Origin of the sequence: Desulfitobacterium sp. PCE1 (assembly GCF_000384015.1) — a bacterium.
GTDB classification, from domain to species: Bacteria; Bacillota; Desulfitobacteriia; order Desulfitobacteriales; family Desulfitobacteriaceae; genus Desulfitobacterium; species Desulfitobacterium dehalogenans.
In genome coordinates this window covers 4,094,619-4,121,105 of sequence record NZ_KB913023.1, presented here as the reverse complement: position 1 = coordinate 4,121,105, position 26,487 = coordinate 4,094,619, and the positions used below count along the sequence as shown (strand labels likewise).

Sequence of the window (26,487 nt, the reverse complement as noted above, 5' to 3'; positions counted from 1 at the left end):
AAGGTGACGACATGAAAGAAAAGACACACCCTAAATATGAACAAACCACTATCACTTGTGTATGTGGGGAAGTAATTCCTACCGGCAGCACTAAGAAAGATATTAAGGTGGAAATTTGTTCTAAATGCCATCCCTTCTATACCGGTGTTCAACGTTTTGTTGATAGTGGTGGACGAGTGGATCGCTTTAAGAAGAAATATGGCATGTAATATGAACAACGGCCTGCGGTCGTTGCTAGAGAAAAGGCGGAGCGCATGCTCTGCTTTTTCTTTCACCATAAGGTGTATAAAATTAGTGCAAGAAGCCTTGGAAATCCAAAAATTAAATGGCTACTTGAGGTGTAATAAATGCAAAGAAAATTAATTGAAATTGAAAGGCGCTATGATGAGCTTACCCAGCTCTTAAGCGACCCCGAGGTCATTGCCAATCAGGCTGAATGGCAAAAGTATGCCAAAACTCAGGCAGGAATGACGGATATTGTGGAAGCCTTCCGTGACTATTCGGAGATCCTTAAACATCTTGAAGAGACACAAAGTCTTCTTGAGGAAAAATTAGACCCTGAGTTTAAGGAAATGGCCGAGCTGGAGCTCGAGGAACTAACTGAAAAGCGGGATGAGTTAGAAGAGAAAATGAGAATTCTGCTCTTACCCAAAGATCCTAATGATGACAAAAACGTCATTATGGAAATCCGCGCCGGCGCAGGTGGAGAAGAGGCGGCTCTTTTTGCCGGAGATCTTTATCGAATGTATACCAAATACGCGGAGCATCAAGGCTGGCGTACGGAGCTCCTCAGCGCCAGTTACACCGATATTGGGGGCTTTAAGGAGATTATCTTCCTTATTGAAGGACAAGGGGCTTATAGCAAACTGAAGTTCGAAAGCGGTGTCCACCGGGTGCAGCGGGTACCTACTACGGAATCCGGCGGTCGGATCCATACTTCCACCACCACGGTAGCGGTGCTTCCCGAGGCGGAAGAAGTGGATGTCGATATCAACCCCAACGATTTGCGGATTGATATTTTTTGCTCCAGCGGTCCCGGGGGACAGTCGGTCAATACCACCCAATCAGCGGTCCGCATCACCCACGTTCCCACAGGTACCGTTGTCTCTTGCCAAGACGAGAAATCCCAGCTGAAAAATAAAGAAAAAGCTCTTCGGGTTTTGCGGGCTCGTCTATTGGAACGTGCCCAGGAAGAGGCTATGGGAGAATTGGCCAGTGAACGCCGCAGTCAGGTGGGAACCGGCGATCGCAGTGAGCGAATCCGCACCTATAACTTCCCTCAAGGTCGGGTGACAGATCATCGCATTGGCTTGACCCTTCATCGCTTAGATTCCATCTTGTTAGGAGAGCTGGATGAGGTGATTAATGCCTTAATCACTACGGATCAAGCTGAGCGTCTGAAATCGGAGGCATAATGCGTATCATTGATGCTCTTTTATGGGGAGAGCAAGAATTAAACCTTGCCCAAGTGGAAAATCCGCGCTGGGATGCGGATCTCCTGCTTGGGCATATTCTCAGCTTAAGGCGGGAACAACTTTATTTGGAGAGAGACCAAGCTCTTAGTTCTGATCAGGAGGCCGCTTATAAACGGCTGATTAGCTGCAGGGCCGAACGGGAACCACTCCAGTATATTTTAAAGCACCAAGAATTTATGGGGCTTGATTTTTATGTAGATGAAAGAGTTCTTATTCCAAGGGCAGATACAGAGATCCTTGTGGAAAAGGTTCTGGAGATAAAAAAGAAATGGAAGCACTCAGCGGATGAGGCCGGTGGTGGAGCTCCCCCCCGCATTGCGGATCTCTGTACAGGAAGCGGAGCTTTAGCGATCAGCATTGCCCACTATTGGCCTCAAGCTGAGGTTGTAGGGACAGACTTATCCAGGAGTGCTCTGGACGTGGCGCAGTTCAATGGAGAGCGTCTGGGAGTGCGGATCGAATGGCGTCAAGGGGATTTCTTGGCACCCATTCGAGGAGATGTTTGGGATCTCATCGTAAGCAATCCACCCTATGTAACTCAAGAAGAATACAGCGAACTCGCCCCGGAAATAGCTAAAGAACCGAGTATGGCTTTTCTGGGGGGAGTAGACGGCTTAGATTTTTATCGGGAACTTGCCCGAGAAGCCCGTTCTTTACTTAAAGAAAAGGGTATGATCCTTGTCGAGATCGGTTGGCAGCAAGGAGATTCGGTAGCAAGACTTTTTCAGCAACAGGGTTTCCACACTCGGATCTTTCAGGATTTGGGGGGGAGAGATCGGGTAGTTTTCGCGAGGTGAGAATTTTGCAAACAAAACGGGTCACGATCAATGCACAGCATCCTGAGACGGAGTGGATTAAGGAGGCGGCCCAGCTGATTCGTGAAGGGCAATTGGTGGCCTTGCCTACCGAGACGGTCTATGGTTTAGGGGCTAATGCCATGGATGCCAACGCCTGCAAAGAGATTTTTAAAGTCAAGGGCAGGCCTCAGGATAATCCTCTCATCGTTCATGTCTCAGACTTGGAAATGGTCAAAAGGCTGGTGGAGGAATGGACGCCTCAAGCAGCCCTTTGTGCAGAAAAATTTTGGCCAGGCCCTTTGACTCTTGTCTTGGAAAAAACCGCCTTTGTACCGGATGTGGTCAGCGGAGGCCTAGGAACTGTGGCCATTCGGATGCCCAAGCACCCGGTAGCTTTGGAGCTCATTAAGGAAGCCGGGGTTCCTATAGCTGCTCCCAGTGCCAATCTTTCCGGCAAGCCCAGCCCTACCCAGGGAATTCATGTCTGGAAGGATTTAAAAGGCAAGATCCCCATGATTTTGGATGGGGGGACTTGTTCTGTAGGTGTTGAATCCACGGTCTTGGATTTGACCGGTGAAGTTCCTACCATTCTTCGTCCGGGAGGTATCACCAAGGAAGAGTTGGAAGAAGTATTGGGAGAAGTGGTGGTGGATCATCCTTCACCCAATCAGGCCCCTAAGGCTCCGGGGATGAAGTATCGCCATTATGCTCCGAAAGGAGATTTGACCCTCCTTATTGGGGAGAGGAAAAATATTATCCGCAAAATGAGCGACGAGATTCGCAAAGGACACTCCCGTTTAAAGAAAGTAGGCATCCTCTGTACCCTGGAGAGTGCACCGGACCTGCATAGCCAGCTTCCGGATCTGCTCTTTGTCTTAGGGTCAGAGAATGCTCCTGAAGAGGTGGCCGGGAATCTCTACGAAGGATTAAGGCTCTGTGATGAACAGGATATGGACATTATTCTGGCCGAAGGAGTCTCGGAAAAGGGTCTGGGCTTCGCGATCATGAATCGGTTGCAGAAGGCTTCCGGGCAGAGGATTGTTCGGGTGTAGCAATCGGTTAAATTGAAGTCATTCTTTGGAGGATATTCAGGTCGTGCAGCTTCACGCACATCGTTCACTCAATAGCTCCGGGGTTAGCTCACTCGCTTTCGTCGCAGCTACGCCAAACCTCAGGGTAATACTTGAAGTGAACCAGTGGCTCCGCTAAGCAACGAAAGCCTCGTTCGCTTGAACACCCCTCCGCTAAAATCGTTCACTCTTGTGCGTGAAGCTGCGCTTACAGGTCTTATTTCAAAAGAGATACTTTTAAGAAGCTGACCCAAGGATATTGATTTACAAAAGAGAGCGACTTCTAAGCGAGCAGGATGCCAGACTTCGCGAAAAGCTAGCAGCGGAGACGGGTTGGAAACAGGACGTTTCCAACCGCCCATTGAGCAGGAGCGATTTGGGCGGGGACCCGTCGGAGTGGGGAGCTTGAGCGATTAGTCTGGCACCGCGCAGCTTATTGAGCGAACGGTGTAAACAAGATCCTGGAGATACTGCTTAAGTTAACTTTATGACACATGTGAAGCTACACGACCCAGAGATTTCAGCATGCAACCTCCCCCCATAGCATAGAATACAGAGATATTGTATTCTACCCTTCGAACAGGAGGAATGGGGATTGAATCTTGCATGGATATTGGCTCTGTCCGTTGCTTTAGGGGCGGATGCCTTTTCTCTGGCCTTGGCTATCGGTCTCGTAGGAGTCGGAAAAAGGATGACCTTGAGGCTTTCTCTGTTGGTTGCTATCTTTCATGTTTTTATGCCCTTAGGAGGGCTGTTTTTGGGACAGACCTTGGGAATGTTTCTCGGCCATTTAGCCAGAGGGATCGGTTCCCTGGTTCTTCTATGGTTAGGGGGACGTATGATTTTCCATGTCTGGAGGCCGGAGGCGGAATATATCCCCCTTTCTGAAGCAAGACCGGCTCTTAATCGTAAACAATTGCCGACCGGGGTTTCCCTAAGTGGTATCGGTATGTATGCTTTGGCAGCCAGTGTGAGCTTGGACGCCCTTAGTGTAGGATTTTCTTTAGGGACAGTGGATAGCCGGATCGGGCTTACCGTTCTGGTCATGGGCACTGTGGCTGGAATTATGATGGGGAGCGGTTTGGTCCTCGGCCGTTATGTAGGTTCTTGGTTAGGAAAACGGGCTGAAGTCGTCGGAGGCTTTGTCCTTGTTATCATTGGATTAAGAATGTTACTGGGATAGGAGTAATCATTTGTGCGAATTGTATTTATCTGTACTGGAAATACCTGCCGAAGCCCCATGGCTGAAGGTTTGGCGAGGGAGATTTTGGGACCGGATATTCAAGTGGAATCCGCAGGTTTAGCAGCTTGGGAGGGGGAGCCCGCCAGTGTTCAAGCGGTTCAAGTCTTAAAGGAAAAAGGCATCGATCTCACTTCCCATCAAGCACGCTTAGTGCGTAGAGAAATGCTGGCTACTGCGGATTGGATTGTCCCCATGACCGGTACCCATGAGATGCAGCTTAAGGAGGCTTTCCCTGAGTTCGCCCCAAAAATCAAAAGGTTGGGTAGCTGGGTAAGGGAAAGGAGCCATCAGGATATCTCAGATCCTTGGGGCGGAAGTGTTGAGCGGTATCGCCGGTGTGCTGAGGACATGGCGGCATTGCTTTATGAGGTCAAAACAAGCCTGGAGGGACAGCGATAATAGCTTTGGAAAATGATGGACAAACTAATGATCGATGGTTATTATGTGAAAATTCCTTTTTCATAGCCATAGGCAGGGATTGTCTAATTAATGTAGAAAACTGCTATAGATAATTGGAGGTGTCCCTTTTGAAAATCGCGTTAGGAGCAGATCATGGCGGGTACGAACTTAAAAATGAGATTCGTGCCCATTTAGAAGACCAAGGGATCGAGATCTTGGATTTCGGTACAAACACTAAAGATTCCGTGGATTACCCCAGGTATGGTTTTTTTGTGGGTGATGCAATAAATAAAGGCAAAGCAGATTTAGGAATCGTGGTCTGTGGGACGGGCTTAGGAATCTCTATAGCTGCCAATAAAGTGCCGGGTATTCGTGCTGCAGTCTGCACTGAGACCTATTCGGCACGTATGGCGCGGGAACATAATAATGCCAATGTCTTGGCCCTCGGAGGCAGAGTTACCGGTTTAGGATTAGCCTTGGATATCGTGGATAGTTTCATTAAAACTCCTTTTGCCGGTGGACGGCATGCCTGTCGGGTCGAACTCATCAGTTCCATTGAAAAGGGAGAGACACTCTAATCCCCTGTAGGGAGGCAATCATCGATGAATTTTGAGGATATGAATAAAGCTTGGAATCAGGTTTTAGATGAATTCTTTTCTCAAGCTAATTTAAAACCCCGGCAAATTGTCGTTCTTGGCTGCAGTACCAGTGAGGTTATGGGACAACATATCGGGAAGGCAAGCAGCGAAGAGGTTGCTGACGCCCTTCTTCCCCTTTTGCTGGCCAAAGTCAGGGCACGGGAACTCTATCTGGCTGTCCAAGGCTGTGAACATTTGAACCGAGCTCTCGTGGTGGAAGAAGCTTGTGTGGAGCATTACGGTCTTGATGCTGTAACCGTTGTCCCCTCGTTATCAGCAGGGGGCTCCATGGCGGTTAAGGCTTGGCAGACCTATAAGGAACCTATGATGGTGGAAACCATTCGCGGTCATGCCGGAATTGATGTGGGAGATACCTTTATCGGGATGCACCTGCGGCCAGTGGTTGTGCCTATACGCCCTTCCATCAAGGAGATTGGCCATGCTCATCTTACCATGGCCAGAACCCGGCCACGGCTGATCGGTGGTCCGAGGGCGATGTATCCTGTAGTATAGCTTGTCGGCAATGTATTCGCGCTCAAGCCAGGTTTTCTTAATTTATGGAGGTAGGAGTGGGTAAACATGGATTATATTAAGGAATGGATTCTCCCTCAGGATCCCGAAGTGGCGGAGGCTATCGCCCAGGAGGAAGGGAGACAACGCAATAAAATCGAGCTGATTGCATCAGAGAATTTTGTGAGCAGAGCCGTCATGGCAGCCCAGGGTTCCGTCCTTACGAATAAGTATGCGGAAGGGTATCCGGGAAAACGCTATTATGGCGGTTGTGAGTATGTGGATATTGTTGAGGATTTAGCCCGGGAGCGAGTGAAAAGGCTTTTTGGCGCAGAACATGCTAATGTCCAGCCCCATTCCGGCGCCCAAGCTAATACCGCCGTATATTTTGCCATGCTTAAACCTGGGGATACGGTTCTTGGTATGAATCTTTCCCATGGGGGGCATTTAACTCACGGCAGCCCCGTAAATATTTCCGGCGTGTATTATAACTTTGTTGCCTATGGCGTAGATCAGTCGTCAGAACGAATTGATTATGATGTGGTGCGCAAATTAGCCCTTGAGCATCGCCCTAAGATGATTGTAGCGGGAGCCAGTGCCTATCCCAGACAAATCGACTTTGCCCGCTTAAGAGAAATCGCCGATGAGGCAGGGTCCTACTTCATGGTAGACATGGCCCATATTGCGGGCTTAGTCGCAGCGGGACTTCATCAAAGCCCTGTTCCCTACGCTCATTTTGTCACCACCACCACACATAAAACTCTGCGGGGGCCTCGTGGGGGGCTGATTCTATGCAAAGAAGAATTTGCTAAAGCTATCGATAAAGCCATCTTCCCCGGCATTCAGGGCGGCCCCTTGATGCATGTAATTGCGGCAAAGGCCGTTGCTTTTGGTGAAGCTTTAAAACCGGAATTTGTGGAATATCAGAAACGGATTGTGGAGAATGCTAAAGTATTAGCAGAAGCTCTGGCTGAAAAAGGCTTCCGCGTCGTTTCCGGAGGCACGGACAATCATCTGATGCTTGTGGATGTACGGCCTAAAGGCTTGACAGGGAAAGAAGCGGAGCATATTTTAGATGAGGTCGGTATTACGGTGAACAAGAACACCATTCCCTATGATCCGGCCAGCCCCATGGTAACCAGCGGCATCCGGATCGGCACCCCTGCCGTGACCAGCCGCGGTATGGATGCTCAGGCAATGGAAAGAATTGCCGAAGCCATCAACATTGCTTTGTCGGAACACAATGAAGCTGGGGCGGCTAAAGCTCGGGATATCGTTACAGCACTCTGTGCAGAATTCCCTCTCTACCCAAATTTAGATTAGGAGTTGACACCCATGGCAAAAGTTCATATTCTGGACCATCCTTTAATACAGCATAAATTATCTTTAATCCGGGACGAAAACACAGGGTCCAAAGACTTTCGTGAACTGGTAGAAGAAGTAGCCATGCTCATGGCCTATGAAGTGACCCGGGATTTTCCTCTGCAAGATGTGGAAGTGAAGACTCCGGTAGCTACTATGACAGCAAAAGCAATAGCAGGACGCAAAGTAGGCTTGATTCCTATCTTAAGAGCCGGTCTGGGAATGGTGGACGGGATGCTGAGATTAATCCCCACAGCTAAAGTTGGCCATGTAGGACTTTATCGGGATCCGGAGACACTGAAGCCGGTGGAATACTACTGCAAGCTCCCTACCGATGTAGAAGAACGTGATTTAATCGTCATTGACCCCATGCTGGCTACGGGGGGGTCCGCTGCTGCGGCCATTACCTTCCTGAAGGACAGAGGAGCAAAAAACATCAAGCTCATGTGTTTAATAGCCGCTCCGGAAGGCATCAAAGAAGTTCACACCTACCATGACGATGTGGATATTTTTGTGGCGGCAGTGGACGATTATTTAAACGACCACGGCTATATCATTCCCGGTCTCGGTGACGCCGGGGATCGGTTATATGGTACGAAATGAAAAAGATAGAGCGACCCAGTTGGGATGAATATTTTATGCAGATGGCACAAGTCGTAGCAGGACGTTCCACATGCCTGCGCCGTCAAGTGGGTGCTGTGCTTGTTAAGGATAAGCAGATTCTCAGCACCGGTTATAACGGCAGTCCTACAGGGCTGAGTCATTGTGCCCAAAAGGGCTGCCTCAGACAACAGCTGGGTATCCCTTCCGGGGAACGGACAGAGATTTGCCGGGCGGTTCATGCGGAGCAAAATGCTTTGGTTCAGGCAGCCAAGCATGGGGTTTCTATTAATGGAGCGGATATCTATACTACATTTCAGCCTTGTGTGCTTTGTACTAAGCTCCTTATTAATGCCGGTATAAAACGCGTCTTTTTCCTTTATCCCTACCCGGATCCACTGGCTTTGGAGATGGCGGCTGAAGCGGAATTAGAGCTCATCCAGCTGGAATCTCCCAATTCAATATAATACAGAAAAGGGCTAGGGTTTCCTAGCCCTCTCGTTGCATCTACCTCTGAAAAGACTTGCAAGTTGATTCTCCAGGATTTTGCTTTAGGCGCTCACTCCATAAGCTGCGCGGAGCAATCTAATCGCTCAAGACCTCCGCTCCGTCGGGTGCCCGCCCAAATCGCTCCTGCTCAATGGGCGGTTGGAAACGTCCTGTTTCCAACCCGACTCCGCTGCAGTCTTTTCACGAAGATTGCTACCTGCTCGCTTAGAATCCGTTCCCTGCCTTAAAGCAAAATCCTTGGGTTTCCTTTCGGGTCTGGGGGGCACGGATGCAGGATAAGCTACACGACCCTGACAAAAGAAAGATATTTTGCTGGAAGGAGAGTATTCAAGTGGAAGGAAAAAAGGTTATGGTAGTCTTCGGGACACGGCCTGAAGGGATTAAGATGGCTCCCGTTGTTCAGGCCCTGAAAAAAACGTCTCTGCACTGTGAGGTTACTGTGACTGCCCAGCATCGGGAAATGCTGGATCAGGTGCTGGATCTGTTTCAAATTAAACCGGATTATGACTTAAATCTCATGCAGGCGGGACAGACTTTAACGGACATTACTACCCGTGCCCTTAACGGTTTAAAGGAAGTGTTGGAAGAGGCTAGGCCCGACCTGGTCCTGGTCCACGGGGATACTACAACCACCTTTGTTGCAGCTTTAGCTGCCTATTATGCCCAAATTCCCGTAGGCCATGTGGAAGCGGGATTACGTACGGGCAATAAATACTCTCCTTTCCCGGAGGAAATGAATCGCAAATTGGCCGGAGCTTTAACGGATTTGCATTTTTCACCTACGGAAACATCCAAAAGAAACTTATTGGCTGAAGGGGTCCCGGAAGAGAAAATATATGTCACAGGAAATACAGTGATTGACGCCTTACTGACCACCGTAAAGAAGGATTATACATTTTCAGATTCCGCCTTAAAGGAAATATTAAGCCAAAATGAAGGACGGCGCATGATTCTTGTGACTACTCATCGCCGGGAAAATCTCGGTGAGCCTATGCGGCAGATCTATCGGGCTTTAGCAGAGGTTTTGGAGCATTATCCGGATACTTATGTGGTGTTCCCTGTGCATAAAAACCCCTCTGTTCGTCAAGTAGTCAATGAAGTTCTGGGTCATAATCCCCGGGTCCATATGATTGAGCCTCTGGACTATGAACCCTTTGTCAACCTCATGGCTCAAGCCAATATTATTCTGACCGATTCCGGAGGAATTCAGGAAGAAGCCCCTTCCCTGGGGATTCCAGTGCTGGTGGTTCGGGATACCACCGAGCGGCCGGAGGCGGTGGAGGCAGGGACCGTATCTTTAGTGGGAACCAGCTATGAAAAAGTTCTTCAGGAACTGAGCCGCCTCCTGGGTAATCAGGAAGCCTATGAGTACATGGCTCATGCTGTTAACCCCTATGGTGATGGCCGAGCTGCAAGCCGGATTGCGAAGATTACTGAAGATTTTCTCCAATCATAGAGGGCTTTGTTAGAGGACTGTTATAGGCTGTGTTATCCGGGATCGGCTTCTTTGCCCTCTTTAACCGGCGCGGCAAGGGTCTTTTCCTCCAGGTTCAATAAATAGTTCTTTGCTTCATCATAGAGTCTATCTGCCAGTTCAACGAACATGTTATAACTAAAGATCAACCGTACATATTTGGGCAAAATCTGATATCCCTTTTCCACCACGAAGCCAAACTTCTCTTCCCCGGTCTGCAGTGCGTACTCTTCAGCCTGCTTCTCCAGCCTCAGCATCAGCGAGAGCACAATCTTCCCAGCTTTAGCCTTCCCCTGGCTGATCAGATAAATAATAAAGACTGCCACAACAAGCAGCAGCCCCCAAAAGTTCTGGATAGAACCCAAGGCAGTTTCCATAGTTGACTCCTCCTCACAATCCTAACTTCGCAGTCTCTATCCGGTCGCTCCCGGCATAGTAGTAATTTCCGTCGCCATTCGTCCCCTGCACCCCAACCCAGTGCTTATGCCTGGCCTGGATTTTCTCTGCAAAGGCTTTATGGACCATCGGGCATTTTAGCTTAAAGCTGAGCAAAAGCGCAGCTCCTACATCTCCATCGGCATAGATTACGAGATGATCCACGTCATGCCCTCCCTTCAAATCAGCAAATAACTCTGCCCAGGGAAACTTAGCCCCTGGGCAGTTTGGTCTGTTGACACTGTCAATTCTGTAATGGCCAATAATATGCCGGTTATCAATGGTGATCGCTGGATACTTGGTTATGAGCTGCTTATGGAGCCATAGGGTGGACTGATACTGAGCTTCTGTCAGCTCATCTCCAGGCATTCCTTCGTGTTCAATGCCGATGGTATAGTAGTTCGGATTCGTTCCATCATACAGGTTCCAATTGGGTTTATTCGCTATACCTGCATGCCAGGCTGTGTTTTCCTCTTTGACCAGTTGTAGTATGCGGCCGTTTCTTAAGACCAAATAATGTGCACTTGCCTGGGAGCAAGGATGCTGCATCCAGTCTAAGCAGCCCGGATAAAAGCCGGCAGTGATATGATTGACAATGGCCAAGGGCTGGAGGGCATTGCGGCCATACCTAAAGTTGGGGGTACCTACCCATTCGATTTGCGGCATGTTTACTCTTCTTTCTGCTCGATGCGGTCAATCCGCTTGTGAGCCTGTTTTGATGACTCTTCAACCCGGGTAAGGCGTTCACCCATGGCATCTACGCGCTGCCCTTGGGTACGCTGTTCAAGTCGGATATCATCTACCCCGCGCTTAAGATACTCCATATCTGTACGGAGGGCTGTGTCGATTTCGGCATCTTTTCTGACTTCCTTCTCTGCTTCCTTAGCTCTTGCCGACCAGCCTAAGATGATTCCCGACAAAGTAGCCGCTACCGCAATAAGGGCTGTAATAAGTGTAAAGTCCAAAGGCTATCACCTACCTCTCTTGAACTGGAAAGCTCCAAGCCCTGAACCCCGCCAAAAGTGGCGGAGTTCGGACCTGGATTTGGATATAAAAAATACGCCCTGTGTTGGCGTTGTGGTGTTGTGCAAAGAGAGTCTACATCTGTAATTACTCGAATATCTCCCGTTAAGTTGATTATAACACTGTAAATACATTAGAACCCTGCATAATATAAAAGTAAATTGAAAATGCCATAACATGTAATATTGCTAGAACGAAACCAACCTTAAATAAATCTTTCTGTTTTAACCCATATGAGCATGAAACTTGCCACACTGTATTAGCAAAGATGGTCGCAAACCCCACATTAAAAGTATTCATCAGGAAAGCCCAAAGCCAAAAGTTGTTTCCCTCCGTGAATGAAAGGATACTAGGTATTAGTATAGCTGTAACCGCTCCGTTGTCTATTAAGTTTGTAGAAAATGCAGACAAAATAGAAATTAAGAAAACATGAAGAAATGAAAAATCAATAGTTAAGATATCAGTAAAGTTAGGGTTAGCTTTTACTAATTGTCCGGTTAAACTTCCTACTATCATTGCAATAGAATAAATAAGTAATGCCTTATAAGGTAATTTACTAAAACAGCTTTTATCTGGTCTATTTATAATTAACATAATAACTGCGTCTGCAACTAAGTAATAATTATCTAACTTAAATAAACCAGCGTAAATACCAAAAGCAAAAAGAATTGAATTTACTATAAATAAGGGTGTAATTTTGGGGGGACTGCTAATATCATTATTTAATGTATCAGAGAGTTTGCTATATACCATTTTCCATAATACAAACAATGAAATAATAGCGCTAATTAAAGTTGGAACAAACATCATTCTTAACCACACAAGCGAACTTAAATCGTGGCCAACTCTGTTTTCTAATAGGCCCCATGCCATTAAGTTTCCTCCACCGCCTGTAGGGAGAAAGTTATTGCCAACTATGATGGAAGTCCCTAATGTAAGGATAAGTGCTGTTTTGTTTATATTTCTATTCTCAGCATATATTAAAGCAATAGGCACTAAAATTGTTGCACAAATACTATTAGGGAAAAAGGGAGAAAAAGCACACGAGAAAATAAACCAAGCTAATAACATAGTTTTTTGATTTTTAATTAAGCCAAAAGGTTTAGTTAATAATCCAATAAGCCCAGCCTTGTTAGCGGAAATAACAATAAGGACTAAGCTAAATAAAATCACAAGCTTAGAGCTTAGTTGTAAAAGCAGTTTTGTTGATATTAACGATTCTAGCACTTCAAAAGACCTCACTTTATTTTTTATAATGTATAAGTATCACAGGTCATATCTCCAACTATATCTTTAAGTCTTAGACGTATTTCTTGTTCAGTAAAATCACCAGTTATATTTAAACCTGTTGGAAAATCTCTTAATTGTGGACATGCGATAAAATTACCATATTCATCTAAGGACGCTGTAATACCTCCAACGCCAAGATGCCGATAGCAAGTAGTTATTCTAGGACGATAATCATATCCATTGCTTTTTATAATGTTAATAATATCTTTATTTTCAACACTATCATATGACTTACCTCTTCCTATTGGTACGGTGACTTGAAACTGAGCTTGAACCATAAGTTTCTTTGCTAAAGAAACAACATAGTTTATATTATATAAATTATCACTAGATATAACATGTTTTAACTTTACTTTATTCCCACGCGACATTTGTGTTTCTATAAAGTTAACACTTTTTTTGTAATTACCTTTACCTCTGTTTTTATCATGTTGAAGAGGAAGGCCATCTATGCTGACTTGAAATTCCAAATCATCAGGATTAACATTATCAAATATACACATATGTGTCCCATTAGTATTTATTTTAACCTTAACATTCTTAGCTGTGAAATATTCAACTAATTCTATAGTTTTATCTATCACATCTGACATTAACGGCTCTCCACCGGTTATTATTAGTTTTTTTAAATCTGGTAGTTTATTTAAACCATCTATCCAATCTTTAGCTGAAAGTTCTTTTGATAAGTCTAGTTTATTGTAAGCATCAGCATGACAATATGGACAACTTAAATTACATTTTCTGGTGATTATCATCCTAACCGTATCTATCATTTAACTATACCTCTCTTACCCCTCATAAAATTTTCCATTATCATCATATCCCATATAAGAAAGAATATTTTTAACATCTTCTTGTAACTCTTCTGGAACATCAACAAATTTTTTAACTTTATAAATTATCAGCTTCGCAAATAAATTAGCCATTAAAGACTCACCTCTTTTAATTTTAAATATATATCTGCAATGGCGCTCATAAGAGCAATTTGATTTTCTTTTATTTCTTGTAGTGAAGGTCCAGGGTCAGGCATAAGCGGTAAGGTAATAGGGATATCAGAATTCAATGATTTAATAGTTGTCCCATCTGAATATGTTATAATAGTATAATCACCATCTCGTGTTTCAGTATAATCTAACATTATAATAACCCTCCTTCTATATAAGCACTTGCAAGATTTGTATAAGCTGGGCTGCATTTTGCTCCTGGATAATAAAATGCTTTAGCCTGAACTACAACACTTGAATTAAAATAAATTGGTTGAGATAAATATACTACCCCTCCGTGAGCTGCCTGTTTTGTCGTTGCCCAAGTAGGAAATCTCATTTCATTAGAACCTACATTGAAAACACCAATACCACAATGGATACCAAGTCTATTAAATACATTGATATAACCATCATGATACATTGTAGCATTTGTATGATTAGGAGTTGTAAATATTAAGCTACCATAGTTCTGACCGCCTGGAATTCCAGTCCAATATTTGACTACACCATCAATTATAAGTTTAAATTCTGTATTACCTAACAGGAAAACCATAAGATCAATATATCCTGAACCTGTTACGTTAATGATCTGGACAAAATTATTAACATCATTTGTAGAGCTTTGAACATTAAGTGGTCTATATTTAGTACCCATAGAAACAGTTGTTTTTATATCTTTTAACTTTGCGTGGATGCTCCCCTCTGCACTGGCTGTATCTGCATTACTACCGACATTAGTGTTAATCGTGTTTACACTGGTTTGAGTTGCACGACTAGACACAGCTGTGTCTAAGTTAGTATTTACTTTTGTTATTATGGCACTCGTATCTATCTTTATTGAATCTACTTGTGTCTTTGTAGGTAATGTGATTTCAGGCATTATACAACCTCCTCATATACGAATCTTAACTCCCCTGAAACAACCTTCCATCCATACCGATAGGTAACGCCGCTATCGGCAAATTTATGTGGCATACTTTCCGCCATATGCGCAACAAGGGCATTGTTCACAGCCCCGGCCACAGAGCCTGCGGCACTATCTGCATAGCCCTTGGCAGCAGCTTCCGCTGCATCGGCTTTTGCTTGAGCTCCTGCAATAGTCTCCGCGTGATCATCCACAGCCTGAAGCATTTCTCGGATAGCTTGCCTTGAAACATTTTCATTTCCCAAGGGTAAGGGTATTCCTAATCGTGCTGATTGTTCTGGCATCAGCTAAGCACCTCCAATTCATTCCAGGTAAGACCTTGAGCATCGAACTGATCCCAAGTCCAGTTTTTGGCATCAAGCTCATACCACACCAGATAAGTAAATTCATAGATGGCTTTCAGATGAGCCGGTTTTATCTCCTCAACCGCATCTTTAAGATCGTCCAGATTGGGCGGTATTCCTTTGGCCCCTACAAATTTCACAGTAAATTGATAATTGGCGTTATCTTCGGCAATTTCTACTTCCCCATTGCTGAAGCTTTCCGCGGCATTTTTGATCATCGAGCTTGTTGTTGAACCTTGGCCGCGCATCTTGCTTAATAGTCTTGTTCTGCGGTAATCATAAGATCTTGAGACATCTGTTTTAAGCCCATAGGCCTGCTCCCAGTATCTTAGTCCCCAGGTAGCTGTGTTAACATCCAGTTGCTTAAACACATCGGCTTTAGCCGCCGCTGCAGCCGTAATCTGATTTCCCAAAGCCTCCTGTAGTTCCACGACTTCCTGACTGTTCTTGTAATTAGGCGGCAATAACTCAATCAGATCCGCCATTAGCTGATCACCACCATTCCTGCTACAGGGACCTCATTATCGGCGATGGTAATATTTGATGTTCCGCCATTAACGGTTAGATCTGCATAGTCAATGACCCCTTCGATATCCAGGAGCATGAAAGCAAGGCGATTATAAATCAGTTCATACTTTTCAAAAGCAATGCTCTGCAAATAAGCGTTCAGGCTGTCCGCAAAAGCTTCCTTCACCGCGGACTTGGTGGTTGTACTTTCAATAGTAATCGTTGCCTCTACATTAATTGTAAGCGCCGAGGCACTTTCTACTATCACCGTTGCTCCAATGGGCCTACTCTGTTGGATATAGTCAGCGCAACGGGTCACAACTTCTTGATCCACAGGAGCTTTAGCAGGGCTTACAATCAGGACCTTAACCGTACCCGGTCCATTCCAAAGGGGAGCTACCTTTACCCCTCCCACACCATCAACAGCCAAAGCCCATTGTTCGTAATGATAAACATTGCCGCTGGTTGCCGGCTTGCGAAGATAGGCATAGAGCCTCTCCACCAGGCTTTTATCGCTTTCCGGGTCTGTGCCCCCGACAGCAGCGCCATTGGTTACGCCGGTAAGTCCCGAGATGCTGACAATCTGTTGAGTAATGCTGCCGCCGGGAACATTGTAGGCTTCGCCTGCTTCGGTCGCTATGGCAGTGGTGCTGGCTGCTCCGGCGGTGATTGTAACCGCCGACTCAGTCACAAATTCCAGGCCGTCACCTGTTAGAAAAACCGTCCCTTTAGGAACCACCTTACCGTCAACTCCTGTGAAGTGCAGCACTGCGGAAGCCTTTGTACCGGATTTTCTGGTGATCCCATAATTGGCAGCCTTTTTGTCAATGTATACGCCGGAGGTTTCATCCACATAGACCATCGGGATAAGGGCATTCAAACTGTCGTAAAGCTTCCAGATCGCCAAAGCAGTGGGGCTGACAAGATTATTCGTATAGCTTCCTTCCCGGACATCCACCTGCTCAAGTTCATTTAGGATATTTTCTTTGATACTTTCAGGAGTAATCGTTTCAAACATTGAGATTCACCTCCCCATAAACTGTGATTATTCTGCAGCCAATCTTTACTGTTTCATTGGCAAAGTTAACTGTTATATCGGCTACATCTGTAATATATGGATTGATTAACAGGCATTCCCTTACAAATCGGCTTACCTCAGAACGTTTGAGGTCATCTGTAAAAGGCTGGCCAATCAACTGCTCCACTTCGTTGCCATAGTTCCAAGTGTAGATCTCATACCGGTACCTGGGGGTATGGAGAGCGTTCCATGCCCAAACCAAAACGGCCCTTGCCCCGGTGACAAAAGAGGGTGAGCCGTTTTTATAGATCGGACTATCCAGTTCAAAGTCCCAGTCCACTTCCCGGCAGAGGGGTAACGCTGTTTCAACCCTTGCCGCCTCCGGCTGAATCATGGGAAAAAGGCTCATAGGCTCACCACCTTGCAGAGTACGATAAATTTCTGATTATCCTCAAGGGAGATCAGCAGGACAGTGTCGCCTTCAACCAAACTGGTTTCTACCCTGGCGGCAGCGGATAGATTGCCGTCGGCAATGGCCAGATTGACCGAGTCGCCATGAAGAGTTCCGGTGAGAACCCCTGATAGTTCCGACATAGCCAGAGCTTCAGTCCGCTCCCCAATTCCTGCGTTGATCAGCAGATCATCCCCTGACAAAAGTATTCCTGAAGCGCTCACTTTGAGAGGATTGGCGTTGACGACTTTTCCTAAGCGATAAGCTGTAGGTATTTGTCCTTTGGCTTCACCGCGCATCGTCTCCAGAAGTGTTGTAAAAGGATTGTCTTCCATTGTATGTCACTCCTTTCTCTGTACTAAGGCCCTAAAATGAAGGAGAGTCTTCAACCGGCTGTCTTTTCTCCGCTCTTGTTCGGCAATGAGCCCACCTCCTTTTCGTCCATGAGGTTTTTAAAGTTGATGACCAGTTGATTGAGGTAAAGGCCGTTCTTCCAGGTATGGGTGTCCTGATCAATGTAGAACAGTCCGTAAAGCCCTGTATAAGGTTCCCGGACGACTACGGTGCCCCCTGAGACATTGGCAGCATTTCCAAGATTATTGATGGTGATCTTCTGCTGCAGGCCATTGTTGTCCAGCATCTCTTGGGCCTTCTCTCCGGCATCTTCATCATCTGACTGCCGGATAGAGTCCTGCATCAATCCGTACAGCTCAATTAGTTCATCATTTTTGATATGGCGGATAAAGTTGTCGTCTTTATCGTAGAGTGTAACCTGATTAATCAGATTGCTGATACTTTCCGATGTGCTGGCATCCATGAGATTGGAGCCGCCCTCAATCACCAAAGTCTCATCGGTAACCTTCTTTTCCAGGACATAAAGCTTGGCGCCCTTAAAGGCAAGATAATATTTCTTCTTGGTCTGATACGAGGCCAGGGTGTAGGCGGTCTGGATGATGTCATAGAGAGTCGAGCCAAGAAAGTTACGGCTGATTTTAACCCTTGTGTCAACGATTTCCCCAATTTCGATATCAAAATCCGCGCAGATCCTTTTGGCAATCGCCTCCGGAGTCTGATTCGTGAATTTATACGATGTTTTGTTGCGCTTGAGGTAGATTCCCCGGTCAAAACAGGCTATGTCTATGGTGCTGCTCCCCGTATTTTTAGTGCGCTCAAAAATATAACCTTCGAACAATACTGTGTCGCCCAGCATGAGCATGATAGAATTACCCAGATTGCACTGGACCACGGGGATGTGTTTGTCAAGGGGAGAGGACAGCAGACTGAAGTCCAGGGATCTGGCACATTGCTGATAATTTCCGGACCACGTTATCTGGGGGACCAACTGACTTATATCGAATGTCCCCTCCGTATTTTTTAAAAGCAGCTTAACCACTGAGATTGGTCACCCCCCTTGAACCAATTGGCTTTTATCCGGCATGTTGAGCTTTTGTCCGGGAAATATCAAATGGGGATTCGTAAGGCCGTTAGCGTCAGCTACTTTAGGGTAGAGGTTCGCATCCCCATAAAACTTCCGGCAGATGGCGCTCAGGGTATCCCCGCTCTCGACGATATAAGGCGAGGACTTGACTACGGCTGCAGCTGCCGGCCTGGATTGGTTTTCCATACCACTTTGCTCAATCTTTACGGCGCTTAATGGTCGGTATTCGCGCAGAGCAAGGTTGGCGTAAACATCATGGGTTCCGTCCCGCTCCGAGTAAGTAATGGACTCCACTAAAACCGGGAGATTAACGGGGGTATCAGGAATAATAAAACGAATCACCTTGCCTTTATCGCAGAATTTTTGAAAGGTTTTTACATAGGTATAGGGATTCTCATCGGCAAGGGAAAAGGGGTAGGGCCAGGCGGGGAAGAGGCAGTCTATCTTAATGGAGGCAAGGGCCCCATAGCCCGCTATATTAACATCACCGAGAGTATGAATATGGATGGTCTCTATCCTTATGCCATGGTCAATTGCAAAAGACGGGGGCGTAACCGGGAGCAGGAGTTCCCGGTTCCCGTCTTTGAAGATGAATTTTCGCAAACAGTTCGCCTCCTTTTTTGGGTGGAAAAAAGCACTCCATTGCAGAGTGCTTGTAGGGTATATAGCTTAGTTTTGTAACAGCAAAATCTTACATAGTGGTTGGCGTTCCCCTGAAGGGAGGTGATGCCATGGAAGTGAAATTCCCAAACGTTTGGGAATTTGGGGTAAGAAAAGGCATCTCAAAACTAAATGGCCAGCGCGGAGGCTCTTGCCATGTTCCTAGCCAGCTCACGGGCTATTTTGCCGATATCCGCTTCCTCCCTGATGATGAAGCTGTTGCCGGTGATGCTTATATTGCTTGCCCCGGAACCTTTTAAGGCCCGTGCTTCACTGGCGGTCAGAACTCGCTCGCCCTCGTGGAGCAGCGCTGGAAAATTATCATAGGGTACATAGCTTATGCCATAGGCAGCCACTTTCCCCGGTACAGACCCCGCTACCTGGCCATTCCAGCCATAATCATAGGCATCGCCATAGCCATAAGGAGAAGCGGCCGAAACGGCCCTACGCCCTTTTTCAAATTCCTCTTGCAGAGCTTTGCCCGTATTCCAATACTCTTTTTTTAATGATTGGTCTTCACGGATTTTTTTTATAAGTTCCTGATCAGTAGCGAGCTGTAGCTGATACCCTTCACTGGCTTTATATTCATTCTCTCCTTTTGCCTGGGCCTCGGCAAGGAGTTTTCCCATCTCAACCCGGTTGCCCTCTGCCGCTGCTTGCTTATATTCATCGGAATCCATCATCTCATCCATAGAGTTGCGAATAGCGGCTTCATGGTCGTTCTCCAGGGACGCTTTCCACTCACCGATCATCCGGTTGGCTTCCTTTAGCTTCTCGCCGCTTTCCCCCTCAAAGTAGTCGATCTGAGCTTGAATACCTTTTTGGCGTTCATGGGTATAGCCCTCCCCCATAGCCGCATCCATATTGCCCTGAGCATCTTCCAAGTTACTCATAAGCCCTTGGTAGCTTTGATTTTGCTTCTCCATATTTCCGGCGTGCTCTGTGCCCATATAATCAGCGATTGCTTTAGCGGCCTCGACACCGGGAATTAACCCATTCGAGACCATGTCTTGTATTTGGGCCTCTGTTTTGCCGGAAGCTTTGGCTAAATATTCAAAAACTGGGATGCCTCTTTCAAGCAAGGGGCTCAGGGACTCCAGCGTAGTTTGACCGGTGGACCTCAGGCTCCCCAAGCTTGCGGCTACGTAGTTCATATCTTCACTGCTCATCCCCAAAGCCATTCCGGCATCCCCGATTTTGACAAGTTCCTCAAACACTTCGTTCTGCTTGTAGCCATTAGCAAGCATAGTCTTGCTTATAGCAGCGAGCTGATCATAGTCAAAGGGTGTAGCCACGGCAAAGTCTGCCATCTCCGCCAGGAAATCTTTAGCCGTCTCATCACTGCCCAACACTCTGCCAAAGGCCAACTGCGTCTGCTCTCTGCTACCTGCAATACCTATGCCGCGAGTGAGGGTATCGGACTCTTGTTGCTTTACGGCCTCATATTGGTCGCGTACACTGCTTTTGAAGATATCGTCTTCTTTGGAATAGTTGGACGCTTTTCCACTTGCAAACCCCATTACTCCGCCCGCAATAGCTCCAACGGCTGCTCCGGGTAGCCCTCCTATCATGCTCCCCATGGCGGCTCCGCTAATTGCACTGCCTATCGTGCTTTGGACCATTGTATTTGTATTTGAACCAAATGCGCTGCCAATCGCCGCATCCGCAATCTGTGCAATGTCCCCCGAAAATCTTGCTATTCCTGCCTCCGCCAAAGTGCCGATCAAGCCTGCCTTGCCGCCAGCTGAAATTCCTGCCTTGCCACCGCCTCGGGTGACTGAAGTACCTGCCTTACCACCACCTGAGACACCTGAAATGCCTGCCTTATTTCCCATTTTCCCGATTGTCTTGTCAAGACTATGAAGAGTCTTTTCTGCCTGATGAGCATCATTCTCAAGTAAGTTCAGGCTTGTTCTGGCATGATCAACATTTATCTGGTTTATCACCGTGGACATATTAGCAGCGGCTTCGCCTGTTTTGGCAAATCGCGTTTCTGCTTTTCTTAAGGCTTCGTTTGCTTTAGCTGTATCAACTTTGAGACTGATTTTCTTTTTATTTAAACTATCAAGCTTAGACGAAAGATCAGCAAGATCTTTATTAAATTTATTGCTCGCCTCGCGCATCGTAGTGATTTTCTTTGTAAAATTATCCTGGACTGAAATGGCTATACTGATATTTCTCCCCATATGTTCACCTCCAATCGGCTATGTTTTCATTCGCGAGCTGCGGGATTCCATGTGCTTTTCAAAGAAGGCTCTTATCATCACCTTTTCCCCTGGAGGCAGGTTATAATAAGAGCCTGGGGTCATGTTCTTCTCGACAAACAAATAGTACATGAGCTGGATCTCAGGATCCGACTCTATTTTTTTTTAACCTCTTCCACCGTAGTAACCCGATAGCCGCTCAGCTTCTCGATTTCCCGGGAGATATCCTCGATTTCCCCCGGTAGGAGCATGGTTTTGATCATTTCCGAGGGCGTCACCGCATTATATTTTTGCTTAAGCTCCTCCGACTTCAGATCGGGAGAGATGACGCCGGCTAATAGAATATGGACCTCCATATCGCCGCCGGCATGACTATTCTTAATCTCGGCCACCCGGTTGAAGCTTAGGGCCCGCAGGCGGAAGACAATGTCCCCGCCGCAGGCTTTGCTCAGACGCTTTAATTTAAGCTCTTTCTCCGGCATATTGGGCCGGTCCCCTTTGAGCAGCAGTTCTAAAGTATCCATTATTTTGCCTCCACAGCGTCAAGAAGTTCATAATCCGTAAAGGTAAAGGGAGCTTCAATTTTCCCATTGGTGGCTACTTCCCAATCAGCCAGAGTCAGATCGTCGAAGCTCACGTTTTTCAGCACAACCCGCTCAGCACCATAGGCATCCGGGTCATTCAGCTTGGAGATCACCACGAAACGCAGATCCTTGCCGTTGCGGATCGAGGAGCCAATAGCGTTAGCCATCCGACTGGACACCTTGTGCATCCGCAAGGAGCCTGTGCAGCTGATACTGGAGACTTTTTTATCCGTTGCCATTCGTCCGCAAATTTGTACATCTTCTTTATTAAAACTTACTTTAGCCTGCATGCCGTAGCATTCGCCCACATAGGCGTTATCCAGCCAGACTTCCATTATGTTATCCTGCGGGCTATTTATCCCACAGCTCTATATGTTTCCATATAGTTCAGACTATATCTTCACCCATTGAGGGTGGCGGGTACTCGTGTTGGGCTTATTGGTTGCCTTCCTCACCCATTAGTCGTTGCACCTTCCAAGCTACTTTCAGGCTTCGCTTGGCTCGGCTCAGAGTTGCCATAGCATAACAAAAGAAGTGCTTATAAAGCACCTCTTAAAATCAGTTTTATCTCATCAAATTGAGTGTAGGGTATTCTTAATAATGCAATGCCGTGACGAGAGCAGAATTCATCCTTTATCTTCTCGCTTCTTTTAATTGATGCAAGTTTCTCTTGGGCATCTGCCCATCTTCCGACTTTATAATGCAATTCACCATCGTATTCTATTAATAGTTTCAGTTCTTCCTTCTCATCGAATACGGCGAAGTCAAAAGGTAAATATCTTTTATGTTTGCAACGTTTATCGCGATATTCTCTTACAAAATTATAATCATTTTGGACTAAAAAGTCATAAATTATTTTTTCACCTTTTGACTCAGCACAGTGAGGGCATCTTACTCCTTGCAGAAAATTGCCAGCTCGCATACTAAATTCTCGACCACAAAAGACATGTTCAAATCGAATGCGCGCGACATCACCTTTATATTCCCCCAAGATCCTATATTCATCACCGACCAAAGCTTTAACCTCTTCTACATATTGCTCGTGGGTCTTTCTCCTCAGGTCTCCAATTCGGCTATATCCACATACCGGACAGGTATGCCCAGCCAAGACATGCTTTGGTGAAGCTTCAAAAGTGTGGCCGCAGTTTATATTCTTAAATAGCACCTTTTTACTGTTGCTAACATAGTCGCTTAAAGCTATACAGGAACCGTTTGTTTTATCCTTTAACCTGTTAATAAACTCCTCGTGCGAGTTAGCATTACATTTACCGATATGCTGGTGCGCGCAAATAAAGCATCTTCTCCCCTGTTGGAATGAATTCCATGTGGCTTGATAGACATGCCCTTTATTGCATTTAATGTCGAGCTTAGTATGAGCATTAACGTAATCTGCAGAGAGTAATTCGTACCCTTCAAGATGGAAATAGGCACTTAACTCCGCTATAATTTTCTTTTTTGACATTGAAAACTGCACCTCCGAAAGTGCATTCGATATTAAACTAATAGGAAGAAGGCTCGGAAAACCCTCTTTTTAATGGGGTTCGCGACTCCTATATTTTTATAATACCATACTCTTTGTTGCTATGCCTTAGGTTTTCTCTGAATTCTCCCGCTTTATTACCCAATTATTACTAATCAGGAGGGCAAAGTTTCACCCCAGGTACCGGACATCACTCTTTTTGCACTATCCATTTATTCATTTCCTCCTTAAATCACAATATCCAGGTCGATATCCTCGATAGCATCCAGAATTTTGATGCTGGCTTTGAGATAGACCTTATCCCCGGTGTTAGCCTCCTTGATGTCCTGTTCGGACAGAGCAGAGGTATCCACTCCCGCAGCCTGCAGATAAGCCTCCTGAGCCTCTATGTCGATACCCACCGAGCTGCTCCCTGCCTGCAGAATCCCGTCCAGCTCCAATTGAGCGAAATAGCCGCTGATTGCTGTAATCAGCAGGCATTTATTATCGTAACTATTGGCATATTTGCCGATATAGTTATCCTGAGCTGTCATCTTGATATCGTTGCGGATCATATCCACGGCTTCCACAATCTTGATCTTCTTAAAAATCTCTCCTTTGCTAGGGTTAGTCGTTTGCAGGCTGTTCACTCCCCGCCCGACTTTCACTTTCTCTCCATCGTGGAAGATAATAAATTCACCATGGTCGATAGCTGTATCCATGTCCCCTTTGGCCAGTCTGGTCACGTCGGTAATTTCAGGCAATGGGGCATAAGTGCAGCTGATGGTCAGGGGAGTACCGGCGATTAACCCGGCGATTCGTGAGCAATATCCTGGGGCATCGTAGGTATCTTCACCCACTTTAATGCCAGCAGTTGTGAAGTTGATAACACTTTCGCTATCCTCTGCCTTATTGGGCAGAACAGTTTTAGGTGTCAATCCGTTGGCGCGCTGAGCGGCTACCCATGAGGCAATCTCTGTCGCCTGGGCAGCAGTGCAGTCCGGGGGACCTACGACATAATCAAAGGTCTGCGTAGCCAAATGGCTTAAAGCCGCGGCAAGATTCTCAGCCGTGTCAGGCAGCACATAGACAAGCACCTTGCGCGGCGGGTGCACATAGCCCAAAAACGTGCGGCTGATATAATCCTTATTCAGTGTTCCCAGGGTTGCGGGGATCTGGGTTACATTGGTTAGTACATGCATCCCTTGAGCTGTCTGGGCAGCGTCCTTCAAAATAATGGCAACAATCCCCTTTTGCGAGCGTTTAATAGCTGCAGCAGCCGTTGTCTTAAATTCAATATTAATGTTTGGGAGTCCCAAGGTTTATTCCTCCTTTATGGTCGTATAGACCTCTTTCATTAATGGCGTTATATCCTGTCCGTCTGAACGATCCTCAAAGTATTCAAACTGCAGATCTACATAGGCTTGATCAGCGTTGCGGCCTCCTGGGCTGGCCGCGACAGAGATTTTTCTATCTTGGACGGACAGATACCCGGCTCGGAAAAGATCAAGCACACCTTGCTGGATCAATAAGAGATTGGTCGTATTGCCAGGATCATCATCCGTGATATCAAAGCAAGTAATCGTAAAATAGACCGTCTCTTGAACTGTCTTACAATTCACCGGGGAACGGTCTGCCGTCACAAGTTCAATCATGAAGCTGGGACGCTCTAAGGGCTCAGGGTGGAGATCCATGGTGATCGTATGGTCAGGGTAGTTCTCCGCCAAAAGCTGCTGGATTCCAGCCATAATGTGAATACTGTTTAAAATGTTGCTCCCCCCTCAATGCGCTTTCCTATATTCTCCGCAAATTTCTGGGCTAAACGGAGCGCTTTTACTTCGATAATGATCGAGGGGGTGCGCTCACCTGCCTCTTCAGGCAGTTTCCTCAGATCTTCAAGAAGCTTATGGTGAGCCTGGGGCAATTCCCTCCTTACCGCATATAAGTCGCTGGTGAAAGCGGCGACTTCACTCTTGTTTACGCTCACACCCTGCCTCGCCTCCTTTCTTTTGAACTCTATATTAATTAGCCGTCTTTCTCTACCTTGGGCCCCTTGGCCGGCGTCATGCCGACTTCGCCGGAGCTATTCGTCTGTACTCAACGGTCCATATGAAGTTGCCAAAGAACAAAGGATGTTGAAAAAGAGCCTAGACATTGACATGCGTCTGAAAATATTCTAATATTAGAGCATAACACAAACGCAAAGTTTGGTTGAGTAACCAAATTTTTCAATAACCCAAGCTGTTGGGATCATACTATCTGAAAATTATACGCAAGTCAATAGTGTATCTGAATATTTTACGTAAATGTTTTCCTGGAGGTGCTTTTTCTTGTTGGAAAAGATTCAGAGCTTGTGCAAGACTCACAAGATAACTTTAACTCAGCTGGAAAGAGAGCTTGGCTTTGGGCGGGGTGCCCTATACAAATGGACCAAAAGTTTTCCGACTGCAGACAACCTTCAGAAAGTCGCAGATTTTTTTAAGGTATCTACGGATTATTTGTTGGGAATCTCTCCCTTCACCAATGCCAAAGAAGCGGGATGCTCTATTCGTGTTGCCGGAATGAAATTAGCCCTTGATAATCCACGGCATAAGGAGCTGATCTGGGATGCGGCCAGAATTAACATTAATTCTGGCTTTTGGTTCCAGGACAGTACAAGAAAATACATAGAGGGCCTGCTCAAAAAAGTGGCATTTACCGATAGCGAATATTACGACCTGAGCCTCTTTGTCATTTGGGAGCTTATCCTGCCCCCTGATTTCAGAGAGAAGGCGCCGGTGGTTTTTGTCCTCTGGGAGCAAAGCATTACCTTTGATCTGGATTACTGGTCTATCCCCAAGCTCACCATTGAGGATGAAGAAAGTAAGATCTTCTATAAAGACGGTCCCGGCGGCATTAATGGAGATGACGAGCGCACGAGATACTTAGCCACTGAAAGGGTAGAAGAACAAGACGCTTTGACCGGTAGCTACGAACCTGAAACCATAGCCGCTCATCACGACGGGGAGGAGTGGACCGACGAGGAGTTAGCGGAAATCGAAAGGTTTAAGGAGTTTGTGCGATCTAAAAAGCGGGATAAATAGAG

35 protein-coding genes are annotated in these 26,487 nt (G+C 46.3%); 13 read left to right on the top strand and 22 right to left on the bottom strand.

All coding sequences use genetic code 11. From position 1 onward, the window contains the following. Positions 1-11: 11 nt before the first annotated feature. From rpmE to wecB, 12 genes are all read left to right on the top strand, one after another. Positions 12-209: a 50S ribosomal protein L31 gene (gene rpmE, locus DESPCE1_RS0120345; protein WP_014795878.1), complete on the top strand. Its 198-nt coding sequence runs from the start codon at positions 12-14 to the stop codon at positions 207-209. 138 nt (positions 210-347) lie between these two features. Then, positions 348-1,415 carry a peptide chain release factor 1 gene (prfA, locus tag DESPCE1_RS0120340; protein ID WP_014795877.1) on the top strand — a complete coding sequence of 356 codons (1,068 nt, stop codon included), beginning with the start codon at positions 348-350 and terminating at the stop codon, positions 1,413-1,415. Next, positions 1,415-2,272: a peptide chain release factor N(5)-glutamine methyltransferase gene (gene prmC, locus DESPCE1_RS0120335; protein ID WP_019851542.1), complete on the top strand. Its 858-nt coding sequence runs from the start codon at positions 1,415-1,417 to the stop codon at positions 2,270-2,272. Before prfA ends, prmC begins: the two co-directional genes overlap by 1 nt. 5 nt (positions 2,273-2,277) lie before the next feature. After that, positions 2,278-3,324: an L-threonylcarbamoyladenylate synthase gene (locus DESPCE1_RS0120330; protein ID WP_028305647.1), complete on the top strand. Its 1,047-nt coding sequence runs from the start codon at positions 2,278-2,280 to the stop codon at positions 3,322-3,324. Between the two features lie 613 nt (positions 3,325-3,937). Then, positions 3,938-4,525 (top strand): manganese efflux pump MntP family protein, encoded by a 588-nt coding sequence (locus DESPCE1_RS0120325; protein WP_019851540.1) that lies wholly within the window; start codon positions 3,938-3,940, stop codon positions 4,523-4,525. Positions 4,526-4,537: 12 nt separating this feature from the next. Further along, positions 4,538-4,984 carry a low molecular weight protein arginine phosphatase gene (locus tag DESPCE1_RS0120320; RefSeq protein WP_014795873.1) on the top strand — a complete coding sequence of 149 codons (447 nt, stop codon included), beginning with the start codon at positions 4,538-4,540 and terminating at the stop codon, positions 4,982-4,984. A gap of 128 nt (positions 4,985-5,112) precedes the next feature. Then, a complete protein-coding gene (rpiB, locus tag DESPCE1_RS0120315) occupies positions 5,113-5,562 on the top strand; it encodes a ribose 5-phosphate isomerase B (RefSeq protein WP_014795872.1) in 450 nt (149 codons plus the stop codon). Between the two features lie 24 nt (positions 5,563-5,586). Continuing rightward, entirely contained in the window at positions 5,587-6,135 is a 549-nt protein-coding gene (locus DESPCE1_RS0120310) for a TIGR01440 family protein (RefSeq protein WP_019851539.1), read from the top strand. 66 nt (positions 6,136-6,201) lie between these two features. Next, a complete protein-coding gene (gene glyA / locus DESPCE1_RS0120305) occupies positions 6,202-7,455 on the top strand; it encodes a serine hydroxymethyltransferase (protein WP_019851538.1) in 1,254 nt (417 codons plus the stop codon). Between the two features lie 12 nt (positions 7,456-7,467). Beyond that, complete coding sequence (gene upp, locus DESPCE1_RS0120300) at positions 7,468-8,097, top strand: uracil phosphoribosyltransferase (protein ID WP_014795869.1); 630 nt, start codon at positions 7,468-7,470, stop codon at positions 8,095-8,097. Then, positions 8,094-8,561, top strand: coding sequence for a dCMP deaminase family protein (locus DESPCE1_RS0120295; RefSeq protein ID WP_019851537.1), 468 nt, complete (start codon positions 8,094-8,096; stop codon positions 8,559-8,561). The genes upp and DESPCE1_RS0120295 overlap by 4 nt, the downstream gene beginning before the upstream one ends. Positions 8,562-8,872: 311 nt before the next feature. Next, entirely contained in the window at positions 8,873-10,060 is a 1,188-nt protein-coding gene (gene wecB, locus DESPCE1_RS0120290; RefSeq protein ID WP_019851536.1) for a non-hydrolyzing UDP-N-acetylglucosamine 2-epimerase, read from the top strand. 32 nt (positions 10,061-10,092) lie between these two features. Here the strand turns inward: wecB and DESPCE1_RS0120285 are convergent, their stop codons facing one another. The 22 genes from DESPCE1_RS0120285 to DESPCE1_RS0120170 all read right to left on the bottom strand — a co-directional run bounded on the left by DESPCE1_RS0120285 (position 10,093) and on the right by DESPCE1_RS0120170 (position 25,389). Next, positions 10,093-10,455, bottom strand: coding sequence for a hypothetical protein (locus DESPCE1_RS0120285; protein WP_019851535.1), 363 nt, complete (start codon positions 10,453-10,455; stop codon positions 10,093-10,095). Between the two features lie 13 nt (positions 10,456-10,468). Then, positions 10,469-11,179, bottom strand: coding sequence for an N-acetylmuramoyl-L-alanine amidase (locus tag DESPCE1_RS0120280; RefSeq protein ID WP_019851534.1), 711 nt, complete (start codon positions 11,177-11,179; stop codon positions 10,469-10,471). Between the two features lie 2 nt (positions 11,180-11,181). Beyond that, on the bottom strand, positions 11,182-11,478 hold the full coding sequence (locus DESPCE1_RS0120275; RefSeq protein WP_019851533.1) for a hypothetical protein: 297 nt from the start codon (positions 11,476-11,478) through the stop codon (positions 11,182-11,184). 172 nt (positions 11,479-11,650) lie between these two features. After that, positions 11,651-12,763 carry an SLC13 family permease gene (locus DESPCE1_RS0120270; protein WP_156831337.1) on the bottom strand — a complete coding sequence of 371 codons (1,113 nt, stop codon included), beginning with the start codon at positions 12,761-12,763 and terminating at the stop codon, positions 11,651-11,653. A gap of 23 nt (positions 12,764-12,786) precedes the next feature. Then, positions 12,787-13,599: a radical SAM protein gene (locus tag DESPCE1_RS0120260; RefSeq protein ID WP_019851530.1), complete on the bottom strand. Its 813-nt coding sequence runs from the start codon at positions 13,597-13,599 to the stop codon at positions 12,787-12,789. Between the two features lie 15 nt (positions 13,600-13,614). Continuing rightward, a complete protein-coding gene (locus DESPCE1_RS23455) occupies positions 13,615-13,752 on the bottom strand; it encodes a CD1375 family protein (RefSeq protein WP_019851529.1) in 138 nt (45 codons plus the stop codon). Beyond that, a complete protein-coding gene (locus DESPCE1_RS0120250) occupies positions 13,752-13,964 on the bottom strand; it encodes a hypothetical protein (protein ID WP_019851528.1) in 213 nt (70 codons plus the stop codon). The genes DESPCE1_RS23455 and DESPCE1_RS0120250 overlap by 1 nt, the downstream gene beginning before the upstream one ends. Then, positions 13,964-14,692: a hypothetical protein gene (locus DESPCE1_RS0120245; RefSeq protein WP_019851527.1), complete on the bottom strand. Its 729-nt coding sequence runs from the start codon at positions 14,690-14,692 to the stop codon at positions 13,964-13,966. Before DESPCE1_RS0120245 ends, DESPCE1_RS0120250 begins: the two co-directional genes overlap by 1 nt. Continuing rightward, entirely contained in the window at positions 14,692-15,021 is a 330-nt protein-coding gene (locus tag DESPCE1_RS21645; RefSeq protein ID WP_019851526.1) for a hypothetical protein, read from the bottom strand. The genes DESPCE1_RS0120245 and DESPCE1_RS21645 overlap by 1 nt, the downstream gene beginning before the upstream one ends. Next, positions 15,021-15,566 carry a YmfQ family protein gene (locus DESPCE1_RS0120230; protein ID WP_019851525.1) on the bottom strand — a complete coding sequence of 182 codons (546 nt, stop codon included), beginning with the start codon at positions 15,564-15,566 and terminating at the stop codon, positions 15,021-15,023. Before DESPCE1_RS0120230 ends, DESPCE1_RS21645 begins: the two co-directional genes overlap by 1 nt. After that, positions 15,566-16,606: a baseplate J/gp47 family protein gene (locus DESPCE1_RS0120225; RefSeq protein WP_019851524.1), complete on the bottom strand. Its 1,041-nt coding sequence runs from the start codon at positions 16,604-16,606 to the stop codon at positions 15,566-15,568. The genes DESPCE1_RS0120230 and DESPCE1_RS0120225 overlap by 1 nt, the downstream gene beginning before the upstream one ends. After that, on the bottom strand, positions 16,599-17,015 hold the full coding sequence (locus DESPCE1_RS0120220) for a DUF2634 domain-containing protein (RefSeq protein WP_019851523.1): 417 nt from the start codon (positions 17,013-17,015) through the stop codon (positions 16,599-16,601). The genes DESPCE1_RS0120225 and DESPCE1_RS0120220 overlap by 8 nt, the downstream gene beginning before the upstream one ends. Further along, positions 17,012-17,392, bottom strand: a complete 381-nt coding sequence (locus DESPCE1_RS0120215; protein ID WP_019851522.1) for a DUF2577 family protein — start codon at positions 17,390-17,392, stop codon at positions 17,012-17,014. Before DESPCE1_RS0120215 ends, DESPCE1_RS0120220 begins: the two co-directional genes overlap by 4 nt. Before the next feature lie 50 nt (positions 17,393-17,442). Beyond that, complete coding sequence (locus DESPCE1_RS0120210; protein WP_019851521.1) at positions 17,443-18,450, bottom strand: hypothetical protein; 1,008 nt, start codon at positions 18,448-18,450, stop codon at positions 17,443-17,445. A 9-nt stretch (positions 18,451-18,459) separates the two neighbouring features. Beyond that, positions 18,460-19,098 carry a LysM peptidoglycan-binding domain-containing protein gene (locus DESPCE1_RS0120205; protein ID WP_019851520.1) on the bottom strand — a complete coding sequence of 213 codons (639 nt, stop codon included), beginning with the start codon at positions 19,096-19,098 and terminating at the stop codon, positions 18,460-18,462. 185 nt (positions 19,099-19,283) lie between these two features. Then, entirely contained in the window at positions 19,284-21,341 is a 2,058-nt protein-coding gene (locus tag DESPCE1_RS0120200; RefSeq protein ID WP_019851519.1) for a tape measure protein, read from the bottom strand. 173 nt (positions 21,342-21,514) lie between these two features. Beyond that, positions 21,515-21,883, bottom strand: coding sequence for a hypothetical protein (locus DESPCE1_RS0120195; RefSeq protein WP_019851518.1), 369 nt, complete (start codon positions 21,881-21,883; stop codon positions 21,515-21,517). Continuing rightward, positions 21,883-22,278, bottom strand: coding sequence for a phage tail tube protein (locus tag DESPCE1_RS0120190; protein WP_019851517.1), 396 nt, complete (start codon positions 22,276-22,278; stop codon positions 21,883-21,885). The genes DESPCE1_RS0120195 and DESPCE1_RS0120190 overlap by 1 nt, the downstream gene beginning before the upstream one ends. 203 nt (positions 22,279-22,481) lie before the next feature. Then, on the bottom strand, positions 22,482-23,405 hold the full coding sequence (locus tag DESPCE1_RS0120185; protein WP_019851516.1) for a zinc-ribbon domain-containing protein: 924 nt from the start codon (positions 23,403-23,405) through the stop codon (positions 22,482-22,484). A 245-nt stretch (positions 23,406-23,650) separates the two neighbouring features. Then, a complete protein-coding gene (locus tag DESPCE1_RS0120180) occupies positions 23,651-24,721 on the bottom strand; it encodes a phage tail sheath C-terminal domain-containing protein (RefSeq protein WP_019851515.1) in 1,071 nt (356 codons plus the stop codon). Between the two features lie 3 nt (positions 24,722-24,724). After that, positions 24,725-25,150, bottom strand: a complete 426-nt coding sequence (locus DESPCE1_RS0120175; RefSeq protein ID WP_019851514.1) for a DUF6838 family protein — start codon at positions 25,148-25,150, stop codon at positions 24,725-24,727. 14 nt (positions 25,151-25,164) lie between these two features. Next, positions 25,165-25,389 (bottom strand): hypothetical protein, encoded by a 225-nt coding sequence (locus DESPCE1_RS0120170; RefSeq protein ID WP_019851513.1) that lies wholly within the window; start codon positions 25,387-25,389, stop codon positions 25,165-25,167. Between the two features lie 343 nt (positions 25,390-25,732). On the opposite strand from DESPCE1_RS0120170, the gene DESPCE1_RS0120165 reads away from it, so the two are divergent. Beyond that, positions 25,733-26,485 carry a helix-turn-helix transcriptional regulator gene (locus DESPCE1_RS0120165; RefSeq protein ID WP_019851512.1) on the top strand — a complete coding sequence of 251 codons (753 nt, stop codon included), beginning with the start codon at positions 25,733-25,735 and terminating at the stop codon, positions 26,483-26,485. Positions 26,486-26,487: the final 2 nt, after the last annotated feature.